This is a genomic window from Bradyrhizobium jicamae (genome assembly GCF_018130695.1).
GTDB classification, from domain to species: domain Bacteria; phylum Pseudomonadota; class Alphaproteobacteria; order Rhizobiales; family Xanthobacteraceae; genus Bradyrhizobium; species Bradyrhizobium jicamae_B.
On the sequence record NZ_JAFCJX010000004.1, the window covers coordinates 75,595 to 89,578 of the forward strand.

At 64.4% G+C, this 13,984-nt stretch carries 12 protein-coding genes; all 12 read left to right on the forward strand.

The features are described 5' to 3' along the window. The first annotated feature begins 151 nt into the window (after window positions 1-151). The 12 genes from JQ604_RS07195 (at window position 152) to JQ604_RS07250 (ending at window position 13,959) form a co-directional block, all read left to right on the forward strand. Window positions 152-826, forward strand: coding sequence for a helix-turn-helix transcriptional regulator (locus JQ604_RS07195; protein WP_212354804.1), 675 nt, complete (start codon window positions 152-154; stop codon window positions 824-826). Window positions 827-1,007: 181 nt separating this feature from the next. Continuing rightward, complete coding sequence (locus tag JQ604_RS07200; protein ID WP_212354806.1) at window positions 1,008-2,585, forward strand: gamma-glutamyltransferase family protein; 1,578 nt, start codon at window positions 1,008-1,010, stop codon at window positions 2,583-2,585. A 106-nt stretch (window positions 2,586-2,691) separates the two neighbouring features. Beyond that, entirely contained in the window at window positions 2,692-3,705 is a 1,014-nt protein-coding gene (locus JQ604_RS07205) for a helix-turn-helix domain-containing protein (protein WP_212354808.1), read from the forward strand. A gap of 141 nt (window positions 3,706-3,846) precedes the next feature. Then, entirely contained in the window at window positions 3,847-4,848 is a 1,002-nt protein-coding gene (locus JQ604_RS07210) for a SphA family protein (RefSeq protein ID WP_212354810.1), read from the forward strand. A 215-nt stretch (window positions 4,849-5,063) separates the two neighbouring features. Beyond that, window positions 5,064-6,728 carry an amidohydrolase gene (locus tag JQ604_RS07215; RefSeq protein ID WP_212355237.1) on the forward strand — a complete coding sequence of 555 codons (1,665 nt, stop codon included), beginning with the start codon at window positions 5,064-5,066 and terminating at the stop codon, window positions 6,726-6,728. Between the two features lie 5 nt (window positions 6,729-6,733). Beyond that, window positions 6,734-7,819 (forward strand): CobW family GTP-binding protein, encoded by a 1,086-nt coding sequence (locus JQ604_RS07220; RefSeq protein WP_212354812.1) that lies wholly within the window; start codon window positions 6,734-6,736, stop codon window positions 7,817-7,819. Window positions 7,820-7,855: 36 nt separating this feature from the next. Beyond that, window positions 7,856-9,175, forward strand: coding sequence for an ABC transporter substrate-binding protein (locus JQ604_RS07225; protein ID WP_249158097.1), 1,320 nt, complete (start codon window positions 7,856-7,858; stop codon window positions 9,173-9,175). A 1-nt stretch (window position 9,176) separates the two neighbouring features. Next, complete coding sequence (locus JQ604_RS07230; protein ID WP_212354814.1) at window positions 9,177-9,908, forward strand: ABC transporter ATP-binding protein; 732 nt, start codon at window positions 9,177-9,179, stop codon at window positions 9,906-9,908. Further along, the gene (locus JQ604_RS07235; protein WP_212354816.1) at window positions 9,895-10,593 is read left to right on the forward strand and encodes an ABC transporter ATP-binding protein; all 699 of its coding nucleotides are present in this window, start codon (window positions 9,895-9,897) and stop codon (window positions 10,591-10,593) included. The genes JQ604_RS07230 and JQ604_RS07235 overlap by 14 nt, the downstream gene beginning before the upstream one ends. A gap of 17 nt (window positions 10,594-10,610) precedes the next feature. Continuing rightward, the gene (locus tag JQ604_RS07240; RefSeq protein WP_212354818.1) at window positions 10,611-11,477 is read left to right on the forward strand and encodes a branched-chain amino acid ABC transporter permease; all 867 of its coding nucleotides are present in this window, start codon (window positions 10,611-10,613) and stop codon (window positions 11,475-11,477) included. 5 nt (window positions 11,478-11,482) lie between these two features. Then, on the forward strand, window positions 11,483-12,502 hold the full coding sequence (locus JQ604_RS07245; protein ID WP_249158098.1) for a branched-chain amino acid ABC transporter permease: 1,020 nt from the start codon (window positions 11,483-11,485) through the stop codon (window positions 12,500-12,502). Beyond that, window positions 12,499-13,959: an amidase gene (locus tag JQ604_RS07250; protein ID WP_212354820.1), complete on the forward strand. Its 1,461-nt coding sequence runs from the start codon at window positions 12,499-12,501 to the stop codon at window positions 13,957-13,959. The genes JQ604_RS07245 and JQ604_RS07250 overlap by 4 nt, the downstream gene beginning before the upstream one ends. The last annotated feature ends 25 nt before the right edge of the window (window positions 13,960-13,984 follow it).

Below are 13,984 nucleotides of genomic sequence, written 5' to 3' on the forward strand. Positions count from 1 at the left end.
GCGGCTGGTTACCTGGCTGAAACTGCATCAGATCTGTGTTGGACGGCTGCTTGGCCCGCAATTTGCTTGACTAAGCCGTGCGTCTGCCTCAGCGTTGCCGGCCATGTGACGCCCAGACGTTCGCCATCGGGAAACATCGGGAGAAGTGATCATGATTGCGCTTTTGGGCCGATCGGATCCGGCAACCACGCAGGCCATTCAGTTCGCACGCGGGATTCTCGAGGGGTCTGCGACTGCGTTTTACGAAGTTGACGGGAACCTCAATCTCAACCGCTTCGTGCTCTCGAACGGTGTCCCGGCGGGGTTTCATGACCAATACGTGGCCGGGATGAGCCGGCTTGATCCGCTGCATCCGCGTGCTGCGGCCAATCAGCCGTTCGCGCGGTTGAGTGTTGCCATCGACCGGTGTCCGACCGCGGAGGCGGCGACCTATCGCAGTTTTGCCGGGCAATGCGGCATCGTCGACATGATCGAGTTCTTCTTCCGCCGCAAGGACCGCATCGTTGCCGGCATGAGCGTGCTCTGGGGAGAAGGCTGCAGGATTCCCGATGGCAGCATGCACATTGCCGAGAAGATCCACGACTATCTCGAGTTCAACCTGACCAGCCGCCTGTCGTCGGCGAGCGACGAACCCGCGCGCTACGGTTTGACGGCGCGCGAGATGGAGGTCATCGAGCTCTTGTGCTGCGGGCGGACCAACCGCGAGATCAGCGAGTGCCTCAATATCGGCCTTGCAACGGTGAAGACGCATCTGATCCACATCTTCGAGAAGCTCGGCGTCGAGACCCGCTCCGCCGTCGTCGCGCTGATGTCGCGGCCGCATTGAACTCGTGGCGCCGCGGTTCGAAGGCTTGCGCTGATCCTGCGCGCGGCCTGATGGTGTCTTCTCCACCGATCGGTTGATTGCTGCCGGCTGCGATCGCAGCCGACATTGTCGTGATGGCGTCGTTTTCGACTGTGTTGGCGAGCGGCTCCCGCTGTGACCAACCGGTTCTCAAGGAAACGACATGCGCGACTTCATGGCCGTCGCCCGCTCCGTGGCGGTCGCCGACAAGGGAATGGCGGCGACCTCGCATCCGCAGGCGACGCTGGCGGCGGTCGAAATTCTCAAATCGGGCGGCAACGCCGTCGATGCCGCGATCGCCGCCGTCGCGGTGCAGGGCGTCGTCGAACCCCAGATGACCGGCATCGGCGGCGATTGCTTTGCGCTGTATTCGCCGAAGTCGGGCGAGCCGATCGCGCTGAACGGGTCAGGGCGCACGCCCGCAGGGACCGGCATCGGGAAATATGCCGATGGGACGCAACGTGACATCCCGCCGACCTCGCCGGAATCGGTCACGATACCCAGCTCCATTGATGCGTGGTGCCGGTTGGCCGCCGATCACGGCAGCAAATCGCTGGAGGAGATCTTTCGACCGGCGATCAATGCTGCCGAGAACGGATTCCGTGTCACGCCACGCGTGGCCGAGGATTGGCGGCGTTTCCGCGCGCGGGTCGAGATCGATGCCAATGCACGCGCGCAGTTTCTGCCGCGAGGCGAGGTGCCCATGGTCGGCGATATCCGCAGCCAGCCGGCGCTGGGCGGCACGCTGCGCCGGATCGCGCGTCACGGCCGCGACGGCTTCTATGCGGGCGAGGTGGCCGACGAGATGGTCGGCATTCTCCATGGACTCGGTGGCGCCCATTCTGCGGATGATTTCGCTGCGCAGATATCCGATTATGTCGCCCCGATCTCCGCGCGCTATCATGATCATGACGTGATCGAGTGCCCGCCGAATGGGCAGGGCCTCGCCGCGCTGATGATCCTGCGCACTTTGGCCGGCTTCGACATCGCCGCGATGTCGCAGACCGATCGTATCCATCTCCTGGCCGAGGCGACCAAGGCCGCTTATCGCGCACGCGATGCGTTCTTCTGCGATCCCGCGACCGGCAAGGTCGATCCGAACAGCTTCCTTGCCGACGATTACATTGTGCGGATCCGTGGCAAGATCGACATGGTGCGGGCATCGAACGCCGTTACGTGGGACGACATCGAGCATCGCGACACCGTCTACGTCACCGTGGTCGATCGCGACCTCAACGCGATCTCGCTGATCAATTCGCTATTCTATCCGTTCGGCAGCGGCATCTATGCCCCAAGATCCGGTGTCCTCCTGCACAATCGCGGCTGGAGTTTCCGCGCCAGGCCCGGGCATCCGAACTCGCTGGGCCCGCGCAAGCGCCCGATGCACACCATCATTCCCGGCCTGCTCCGCAGGGACGGGCGGACCGTGATGTCGTTCGGCGTCATGGGTGGCCACTACCAGGCCGCCGGCCATGCCAATCTGCTCTCCAACATCTTCGACATGAAGATGGACATCCAGGCGGCCGCTGAGGCGCCTCGCTCGTTCGCCTTCGACGGCGTGCTGTCGCTGGAGACGACGATCGAACCAGTCGTTCGAGACGAACTGGCCGCGCGCGGACACGATGCACGATTCTCGGAGGAGCCGATCGGCGGCTGTCAGGCGATCCGCATCGACCATGATCGTGGCGTCCTGTTCGGGGCCTCCGACCATCGCAAGGATGGTCTCGCGCTCGGTTATTGACGCGGGGAGCCTGCCTCGGCCGGCATCGGCCGTGACAAATCGTCCACCCAAGGGTTGATTGTTACCATCCAGCGCGCTCGCCAAGCTTGGTCTCGGGGGGCGCTTCATGGCGGACAAGCCCGTTTCCAGGACTGAGTCCGGTGACGTTGTTGGCGTTTCGGCCGCGGAGTCCGTCGATGTCGCGGATCACGCCAGCCGCTTCGCCGGCTGGGACCTGCGCATGGATCAGGTATCGTCCGGGTCATTCGCCGGACGGCTGATCTCGATCCGGCTCGGCGGTCTCGAGATTGTCAGGGAGATCACCACACAGGCACTGATCAAGCAGGGGTCGGCATGGTCTGGGTCACTTGTCTTCAGCCTGCCGCTGGCGGCGTCCAACGCAGGGCATTTCAACGGCCGACCGCTGGCCTTCCCGAATGTGCTGCTCAGTGATGGTGCGGACTTGCCTCCCTTGTTGACATCGACGCAGCTCGACGTGGTGTCGATCGCCGTCGAGCGCAATCGCCTGTCGTCGTCACTCGAAGCGCTCGGAGAGCGGCGGGCGGCAGATTTCGTCGCGGGTCATCGTCGGCAGAACCATTGCTTCAGTGGATTGCCCGGTGGGCTGTCGACGCTGCAGCACGGTTTTCGTGAGATCTACGATCAGCGAGATCGGTTGGAGTCGGCGGTCGGATTTGCCCGCGCGCGGGCGTCGCTCGAAGACGCGGTTGTCGACGCGCTGGCCGACATCCTTTCGGACAATGCGTGGAACGACGTCAATGGCGTCACCGCGCAAAAGCGGACCGTCGATCGAATCAAGGACTACGTCTTTGCGCATGTTGAGGAGCCCCCGAGCATCGCCGACCTCTGCCGCTACGTCGGCGTTAGCCGCAGAACGCTCCAGCTGTGCTTTCAGGAATCGCTTGGGCTGGCTCCCCTGCAGTATCTGCGCATGCTGCGGCTGAATGCGGTGCGCCGCGAGCTCCGCGCCCTGGCTGCAGCCCGCCAGCCGATCTCGATCGGCGATGTTGCGGCGCGATGGGGCTTCTGGCACTGGAGCCGCTTCACCGAGAACTATCGGCAGCTGTTCGGCGAGTTGCCGTCGCAGACTGTCCAGCGTGTGCTCTCTGCACCACGCTGAGAATTTTCACATCGCCGTTTGTCCGTCTGCCGATTTCGGATAACGCTTGCCGAAAGCCTCTTCCTAGATTTTGCCTGCGGCTGCAGCACCACCTGAACGAAGCGTGGCGCGAAGCTGATTTTGGGGACGGAGAGGGGCCACATGACGATCAATAGAGGAATTGCTGCGGCGGCGCTCGTCGCGGCCGTGTCCGGTGCAACGAGCGCCAATGCGTTCGAGTTCGGTTACGCGGGCTTTGCGCAAAAGCCCGGGATCACGCTCGGTGGCGGCACCGCGGGTGCACCGCCGCCTGGGCTTTACAGCTTCAATCAGGTCTTCACTTATCAGTCGAACCTCGTCGGGCCAGGTGCACCGAATGTCGGTGGTGCGTCGACGCCGGTGCATGCCGCCGTCGAGGCGTCGGGTCTGCTGTGGGTGCCGGGCTGGACCATTTTCGGCGCGACTTACGACGCGGTCATCGTGCAGCCCTGGATCATGGCCGACGTTGGTTCGCCGATTAACGTGCAGCAGGCCGGCATGCACAACACCTACATCGTGCCGGCAGAGTTGAGCTGGAAGCTCGGCGACAGCGGCTTCTTCGTCAAGACGGGGCTGGGCATCTATGTGCCGAATGGCTCGATCAGCGGCCCGGCCGGATTGAACAGCGTCGGCAATCCCTGGTGGACCTTCCAGCCTGAGCTCGTCGTGTCCTACCTGAAGGACGGCTGGAATCTGACCGCCAACTTCTTCCAGGAGATCAACACTGCGAACTCGATCACCGGCTATCGTTCCGGCGACGTTTTCCATGCCGAGTTCACGGCGACCAAGATCATCGGCAACTGGACGTTTGGGCCCGTAGCCTACTATGCGGGGCAGGTGACCGACGACAAGTCGAGCGCGTTCTATGGCAACGCGATCAACGTCAACCGGTACAACATCTGGGCCGGCGGCGGCCTGGTCGGCTACAATTTCGGGCCGGCGGCGCTCACGGTCTGGGCCACGCACGAATTCTCCGCCAATGCGTCCGGCGGCAATGCCGGCCCACCCGGCATCGATACGGCGTCGATCACCAGGGGCTATTCGGTCTTCGCCAACCTGAGCTTCCGCCTGTGGGGGCCGGACGCGCCGCCGGCGTCGCAGAAGCGGCCGATGTTCACAAAATAGAGCGAGCGTCCGCGTTCTGCGGAACGTCAAGCGGCCGACGGGAATCGCATCAGATCGGTTCCCCGAAGCCGTCTTTTGTCGTCCGCATGGACGCCACGAAGCTGCATCCACCAGACGGTGGATTGTTTGCGACGGCGACATGCCGAACGTTTCCCTCATCATGCCGGCCGTTCCTTCACGGCTCTGTGTGCCTTCCAACCGAGACATGGATGCGTATGGACAGGACATTCGCCGACACGGTCTTCCGCAACGGCCGGATCTACACGTCGAACCGGCAGCAGCCCTGGGCGACCTGCGCCGCCGTGAAAGCCGGTCGGTTCGTCGCCGTCGGCAGCGAGGCTGATGTCGCGTCGCTCGTCGGCGAGGACACCGCCACCGTCGATCTCGGCGGGCGGATGGCGATGCCGGGGATCATCGACATCCACAACCACATCATGATGGGTGGGCAGGCCGATCTCTACGAACTGCGCTTCTCCTCGAGCGACAGCATCCCCAGGATCGCCGATGCCGTGCACAAGGCGGCCGCCCAGGCTGCCCCCGGTGCCTGGATCGTCGGCGGCCAGTTCGGCAACAATCTCCTGACCTCGCTGAACACAACCGAGGCATGTGCGCTGCTGGATGCGGCGAGCCTCGGCCATCCCGTGGTATTGCGTGACGACAGCTATCACAATCGCTGGGCCAGCTCGGCGGCGTTGCGGCTGGCTGGCGTCTCTGCCGACACACCCAATCCGACGGATGGCGAGATCGGCCGTGATCTCAAGACCGGCACCCTGACCGGGCTGATGATCGAGGCGGCCTCGGGGCTGGTGGAGCGGGCGCTCGCGGCCTCCGGCCATTACACCGCGGAGATGGATCGTACGGCGGTCGCGCGGTCGATCTCGGTGCTCAACAGCTATGGCGTGACGGCCTTCATCGACGCGGCCAGCATGCAGCCGATCATGGCCGCCTTGAAAGGCCTCGACGATCGCGGCGAGCTCACCGCATGGGCGGTCTGCGCCATGCCGGTGGTCGAGCCCGGGTTCATGTTCGGTAAAGCGGGCGAGGCGCTGTTTGCGATGCGCGAACAGTTTCGCGGGGCCCATGTGAAGCCCGACTATGTGAAGATGTTCCTGGACGGTGTACCGGGCGCGAAGACGGCGGCATTTCACGAGCCGTATGTGGCCGATCCCGTGCGGGGCTGCTGCTTCCGCGGCACCACCATGATGACGGTACCGGACCTGATCCGCTGGCTCGGCCGTTGCGAGAAGCTCGGGCTGGCGGCCAAGATCCATTGCGCGGGCGATGCATCGGTGACGCAGGCGCTCGATGCAATCGACGTGGTCCGCAGCTTCAACGGGCCGACCCATCTGATCCACCACATTGCCCATGCCAGCTACATCGCGCCCGACGACATTGCCCGCTTCGCCGAACTCAACGTCGCCGCTGATCTGTCGCCGATCATCTGGTATCCGACCGTGTTCCTGGAAGCGCACAAGGCGGCAATGGGCGACGAGCGCGCGCAGCGCTTCTGGCCGAACAAGGATCTGAAGCAGGCTGGCGCGCTGATGGCCGGTGGCTCGGACTGGCCGGTGATCCCGATCCCCGATCCTTGGCAGGGCATCGAGGGGATGGTGACGCGGCAAAATCCGACCGGCGATTTTCCCGGCAAGTCGCTGTGGGCCGAACAGGCGCTCGATCTGACGACGGTGCTCGACATCTACACCATCGACGGGGCGCGTGCCGCCGGTCTCAGCCAGATCACGGGATCGATCGAGGTCGGCAAATCGGCCGACCTGATCGTGCTCGACCAGATGATCTTCGACATTCCGGTCGACCAGCTCGCCGACACGCGGGTCGAGACGACCTTCTTCGAAGGCCGCAAGGTGTTCGAGCGGAGGTGAGCGCGATGGCAGCGGATCATATCCCGGTTACGGTTCTCACCGGCTTCCTCGGCAGCGGGAAGACCACGGTGCTCAACCATCTGCTGCGCCAGCCCGAGCTGAACGGTGTGGTCGCGATCATCAATGAGTTCGGCGAGGTTGCGCTCGATCACCTCCTGGTCGAGACCAGCGAGGACCGCCTCGCGCTGCTCGACAATGGCTGCATCTGCTGCTCGGTGCGCGAGGATTTGATCGAGACGCTTAGGGATCTCGCGTCCCGCCGCGTCGCCGGGACGATCCCGCCATTCCATCGCGTCCTGCTGGAGACCACCGGTCTCGCCGATCCCGTCCCTGTGCTGCACACGCTGATGACAGCGTCCGATGTGGTCGATCGTTACCGGATCGACGGGGTGGTCGCGATGGTCGACGTCGTCAACGGCGCCCGCACGCTGGCGGCTCATCCCGAGGCGGTGCGCCAGGTAGCGGTCGCAGACCGGCTGCTTCTGACAAAGACCGACCTGGTCTCCGATGCGGACCGCGCGGCACTCGAGCAGCGGCTTGTGTCCATCAATCCCGTCGCGGTTCGCACGCTTGTTCGCAATGGGGATGTCGATCCCTGCCGTGTCCTCGATGCCGGATTGTTCGATCCGTCCGCCAAGTCAGCCGACGTTCTGCGCTGGTTCGAGACAGCGTCCCAGGCTGCAAATGAAACGCATGACCACGGCCATCACGAATGCGAAGGCGTGACCTGTGCGCATCACAGCCATCACGCCCACGATGCCGGTGTTTCCTCCTACAGCCTGATCATCGACGAGCCGATCCGGCACGACGCTTTCATGCGCTGGCTGGACTATGTCGCGGCGCTGAAGGGCGAGGACCTGCTGCGCTTCAAGGCTATCGTCCAGATCGCCGAGCGACCGGATGCACCGGTCGTGGTGCACGGCGTCCAGCACGTCTTTCACCGGCCAATTGCGCTCGATGGCTGGCCGTCGGCGGACCGGCGCTCGCGCCTCGTCTTCATCGTGCGCGGCATCCCGCGCGAGATCATCGAGAACACGCTGTGCAAATTCGCTGCCGTCAGCCGGAATGCGGTCCATCGATCCGCGGCGTGACGCGGCATTTTCATCTGCTTGGTCAGGGAGAGGGATATGACTGATACGACGAATTCGAAGGCGCCGTCGGCCGGCCGGCTTGATCGGCGCAGTCTGCTGAAAGCGGCGGGAGCCACCGGCCTCGCCACGGCCTTCACAATGCCGATGCCGAATATCGCGCGTGCGGCCGGCAACACCATCAAGATCGGCTGGGTCGGCTGCCTTTCCGGCGTCCGCGCTCCCTTTGCCGAGCCCGACACCTGGATCCACGAGCGGATCAAGGCGCATGTGAAAGATGGCCTGAAGATCGGCGGCAAGACGTATCAGATCGAGTTCGTGTTCAAGGACAATCAGTCCGACCCGAACCGCTCCTCGGTGGTCGCCAGCGAACTGGTGCTGCGCGAAAAATGCGACCTGATTCTGGTCGAGGACGGCGATGCCCAGGCGCCGGTGCAGGAGCTGTCGGACGCCCGCGGCATTCCCTCGATCTCGACGATGGTGCCGTGGCAGGGCTGGATGTTCCCGCGCAAGTCGACGCCGGACAAGGGCTTTCCCTACAGCTTCCATTTCTTCTGGGGCGCCGACGACGTCGTGAAGAATTTCATGGGCATGTGGCAGTCGGTCGATACCAACAAGAAGGTCGGCACGCTCTATATCGACAACCCGGCCGGACAGGCCTTCTCCGATCCCAAGGTCGGACTGCCCGGCGGCATCGCGCAGGCCGGCTATCAGGAATTCTCCGCCGGCAAATTCCAGATCGCGACTGACGACTTCACCAACCAGGTCTCGGCTTTCAAGAGCAACGGTGTCGATATCGTCTCCGGTTTCACCTATGGCAATCACTGGGTCACGCTGTGGAACCAGGCCGCGCAGGCCGGCTTCCGGCCACAGATATGCACGGTCGCCGCGGCTTTCCTGTTCCCGAGTGCGGTGAACGCGCTCGGCGACCGCGGCGATGGCATGTCGACCGAGGTGTGGTGGACGCCGGCCTATCCCTTCAAGTCATCGCTGACCGGGCAGAGCGCGGGTGATCTCGCCGCCGAATGGGAGAAGACCACCGGCAAGCAATGGACCCAGCCGATCGGCTACGCCCACGCGCTGTGGGAGGTCGCGCTCGCCGCACTTCAGAAAAGCGATCCCAAGGACAAGAACTCGCTGCGTGATGCGATCGCCGGCCTGGACATGGAGACCATCGTCGGTCCCGTCAAGTTCAAGGGCAGCCCGATCAAGAGCGTCGCGGTGACCTCGCTGTCTGGCGGGCAGTGGCGCAAGACCAAGGGCGGCAAGTCGAAGTATGAGCTGCTGATCGTACACAATGGAACGGCGCCGTTCATTCCGAAACAGGCCGATCTCGCGCTGCTGTCCAAGCTCGCCTGAGATGGAACCGCTTCTGCGCGTCAGCGGTCTGTGCAAACGCTTCGGCGCGATCGTCGTCGCCGATGACGTCGAGTTTGAACTGGCGCGCGGAGAATGTCTGGGCGTGATCGGTCCGAACGGTGCTGGCAAAAGCTCGCTGCTCAACCTGATCGTCGGCCTGGTCACGGCGGACCATGGTTCGATCGTGCTGGACGGCGTGGAGATCAGCGATCTTCCGCCGCACCGGCGCGCGCGGATGGGCGTCGGACGGGCCTTCCAGATCCCGCAGCCGTTCACCCATCTGTCGGTCTACGAAAACGCCTTGGTCGCGGCGTCCTACGGCGCCGGCCTGCGCGGCGCGGCGGCCTCGGACTGGTCCATGGACGTGCTCCGCCGGACCGGCCTGGAAGGCAAGGCGGAGAAGCTTGCCGGTGCACTGCCGCTGATCGACCGCAAGCGCCTGGAGTTCGCCAAGGCGCTGGCGTCGAAACCTCGCCTGATCCTGCTCGACGAGATCGCGGCCGGCCTGACCGAGCCGGAGGTCGAGCGTCTCGTTGCCATCATCGGCACGGTGAAGGCTGATCACGCCATCATCTGGATCGAGCATATCCCGCACGCGCTGCGCGCGGTGTCGGACCGCATCCTGGTGCTGAATTTCGGCCGCAAGGTGCTGGAGGGGCCGCCGGCCGAGGTCATGGACAGTGCGGTGGTGCGCGAAATCTACATGGGGCTGAAGGCCGATGGCGTTGCTTGAGGTGAGCGGGCTGCAGGTCTTCTACGGCGACCTGCAGGCCGTGTTCGACATGGATTTCACAGTCGGAGACGGTGAGGCCGTGGCCCTGGTCGGCGCCAACGGCGCCGGGAAATCGACTTTCCTCAAGGCGCTGGTCGGATTGAACGAGGAGCGCAAGGGCGCGGTCTATTTCGACGGCATCGATATCTCCCGCATGCCGGCGGAGCAGGTGTCGCGGCTCGGCCTGATCATGGTGCCGGAAGGGCGGCTGCTGTTCGACTCGCTGACCATCGAGGAGAATCTTCTGATGGGCACGGTCAACCGCCGCTCGGGCACCTGGACGCTGCGGCGCGTGTTCGACCTGTTCCCGATCCTTGAAGAGCGGCGGCGGATGTATCCAGGCCAATTGTCCGGCGGCCAGCAACAGATGGCCGCAATCGGCCGCGCCCTGATGTCCAATCCGCGCCTGCTTCTGTGCGACGAGATTTCGCTGGGGCTCGCCCCCGTGATGGTTGAGCAGATTTATCGTTCCTTCGCCGACATCCGCCGCGAGGGGACTGCAGTCGTGCTGGTGGAGCAGGACGTCAAGCGTGCGCTCGGCGCCTCCGAGCGGGTCTATTGCCTGCTGAAAGGCCGGGTGTCGCTCACGGGGGACGCACGCGAGACCAACCCCGAGCGGCTGACGCAAGCTTATTTCGGAACCTAAGGACTGATCGGTGCGACATGATCTGGGTTGAGACATTGATCAATGGAGCCTTGCTGGGCGGGCTCTACGGGCTGCTCGGGATTGGGCTGGCGCTGGTGTTCGGCGTGATGCGGGTCGTCAATATCGCGCATGGCGAGTTCATGGTGCTGAGCGCCTTCTTCGCGGTGCTACTGGCCGCGATGTTCCCGTCAGTGCCGCCGCTCCTGATGCTGATTCCGGTCATCGCGGTATCCTTTGTGGTGGGCTGGGCCTATCAGGCCGTGATCGTCAACCGCGTCATCAAATCGCCCGATCCGCTTGCGCCGCTGCTGCTGACCTTCGGCGTCTCGGTGATCCTGCGCAATGTGATGGTTGAGATTTTCGGTGCCGACGTGCGCAGCCTGCAGGTCGGCGAACTGTCCCGCGCCAGCCTTGAGATCGCAGGGCTCAGCATCGGCATCATGCCGCTGCTGACGCTGGTGCTCGCTGCGCTCCTGTTCATGGTCCTGCAGCTGATCCTGCGGCGGACCGAGTTCGGCCGCATCGTCCGCGCGACCGCCGACCGCGCCGACATTGTCCGCCTGTCCGGCGTCAAGCCGGATCGCATCTACAACTATGTCATGGGCCTGTCGCTGGCGCTCGGGGCGATCGGCGGCGTGCTGCTGGCGGTGCGCTCGAGCTTTACGCCGTTCTCCGGCGCAGAGCGGTTGTTAATCGCCTTCGAGGTCATCGTGCTCGGCGGCCTCGGCTCGTTCTGGGGCGCGCTGCTCGGCGGCATCGCGCTCGGCATGGCTCAGCTGATCGGGCTGAAGATCGATCCCAATGCCGGGTTGCTCTATGCGCATCTCTTGTTCTTCTGCATGTTGCTGATCCGGCCGTCCGGCCTCGTCTCGAGCAAGGCCTGACGTCGATGCCGACACGGACGATCCTTGTTCTCTGTGCCGCAGTCCTGGTTGCCGCGATGGCCGGCGCCCCCTTCGTGCTGAACGAAGGTTTCTTGCGGCTCGCGACCGAATGCCTGCTGCTGCTGACCATGGCGCAGATGTGGAATTTGCTGGCGGGCTATGCCGGGCTGGTCTCGCTCGGCCACCAGGTGTTCGTTGCCTTCGGGGCCTATTCGCTGTTCATGACGGCAGGCTGGCTCGAGCTCACACCGATCTGGGTGCTGCCGGTGGCGCCGCTGGTCAGCGCCATCGTGGCGGCCGTCATTGCCGTGCCGCTGTTCCGGCTGCGAGAGGCCTATTTCTCGATCGCGATGTGGGTGTTCGCGGAGATCATCGGTGCGCTGACGATGAAATCGTCATTTGCCGGCGGCACCGCGGGGCTGCCGCTTGCCACCAGCAAGCTGATCGATTTCGACTGGTTCGAACCGATCATGTTCTGGCTCGCGGCGGCGTTGACGCTTGGGACGATCGGCGCGCTCTACCGGCTGATGATTTCGAGCTTTGGCCTCGGTCTGATGAGCGTGCGTGACAACGACCTGGCCGCGATGAGCGTCGGGGTCGATGTGCGGCATAATCGGTTCGTCGCCTTCGTCCTCTCCGCTGCCGGGTGCGGCCTCGCCGGCGCGCTCAACTTCATGGGCAACCTCTATATTGCTCCGCTGGCGGCGTTCGACGTCAACTGGTCGGTCTACATGATGTTCATCGTCATCATCGGCGGCATCGGCACGCTCGAAGGTCCGATCCTTGGTGTGATCATCTTCTTCGGCCTGCGCGAGATCATGACCGGACCACTGGGTCTGTCCGGCGGCTGGTATCTGGTCGGGCTCGGCGTGCTGGCCGTCGTGGTGATGATGCTGTTTCCGCGCGGCATCTGGCCGGTGCTGCGCGATCGCATCGGCGTCCGCCTGCTGGACGTGCATCGCACGCCGCCGTGTCCGGCGGCTGCCATGGCCTTGAATGAACTGTCGGGGAGGACACCGGGATGAGCGAGATCACCAACGCCACGGCTTCCGATCTCGCCCGGATGCTGGCAGCGGGCCGGATCAGCGCCACCGAGCTGCTCGACGAAAATCTCGCGCGAGTCAGGAAGCTCAATCCTGCGATCAACGCCATCGTCGCGCTGGACGAGGAGGGGGCCCGCAAGGCAGCCAAGGAGGCCGACGCGGCGCTGGCGCGCGGCGACGCTCTTGGTCCGCTGCATGGCGTGTCCATGACGATCAAGGACACGTTTGCCGTCACCGGCATGCCGACGACCTGCGGGCTGGAGCCGTTGCGCGACTATCGTCCTGAAGCGGATGCCGCGACTGTTGCGAAGCTACGCAAGGCAGGTGCCATCATCTTCGGCAAGACCAATCTGCCACCGGCGGCGGCCGACCATCAATCCTGCAACGCCCTTTTCGGGCTGACGCGCAATCCCTGGAATGGCGAGCGCACGGTCGGCGGCTCCTCCGGCGGTTCGGCAGCCGCGCTCGCCGCCGGCTTCACGCCGCTGGAGCTGGGCAGCGATATCGGCGGCTCGATCCGCGTGCCCGCGCATTTCTGCGGCGTCTACGGTCACAAGCCGAGCCACGGCATCGTTCCGCTGGACGGACATATCCCGCCGCCGCCCGGCCATCTCTCGCAGCCCGAGCTTGGCGTCGCGGGTCCCCTGGCGCGGTCCGCATTCGATCTCGAGCTGATGCTCGATCTGATCGCTGATGTGCCGGAACTGAAGCGGACTGCATTCGGTTTGGCGCTGCCGCCCGCGCGGCACACCAATTTGCGAGACTTTCGGGTCGCAGTCTGGAACGACGCAAAGGCCTACGCACTGGATGACGCCTATGCCACCGCGATCGCTGAGCTGGTCGCGGATCTGACCCGGCTTGGCGTTAGGGTCGACGTCACGGCGCGACCCGCGATTGATCCCGCGGAGAGTTTTCGTGTCTACATGCAGACGCTGTTCGGTATCATCGGCGTCGGTATGCCTCCGCCGGCGCGCGAGGCGATTATCGCTGATGGCAAAGCTGCGCCGGAAGGAAGTTATCCGCGGATGGTAGCGGAAGCGATCGGCCAGAGCTTTGCGCAGTTCGCCGACGCTGCGGAAGCGCGCGAAAGACTATTCCGCGCCTGGCGCGATTTCTTCACCCGCTTCGACGTGCTGCTGTGCCCGATCACGCCGACTGTCGCGTTTCCGCATGACGTCGCTCGAATGGATCTGGCCGCGCAGTTCGAGCGACGGATCGTCGTGAACGGCAAGCCGGCGCCCTATATGGACAATCTGATGTGGCCGGGGCTCGTGACGGTTGCGAACCTGCCGGCCACCGCGATCCCGACCCGGCGACTGGTGGAGGGACTGCCGGCTGGCGTCCAGATCGTCGGTCCCTATCTCGAAGATCGCACGCCGCTGAAATTTGCCCAACTGCTCGAGCGCACCCTCGGGGGCTTCATGCCGCCGCCTTTGTGAGTATGCTCGCAACGGATGCGTTGAC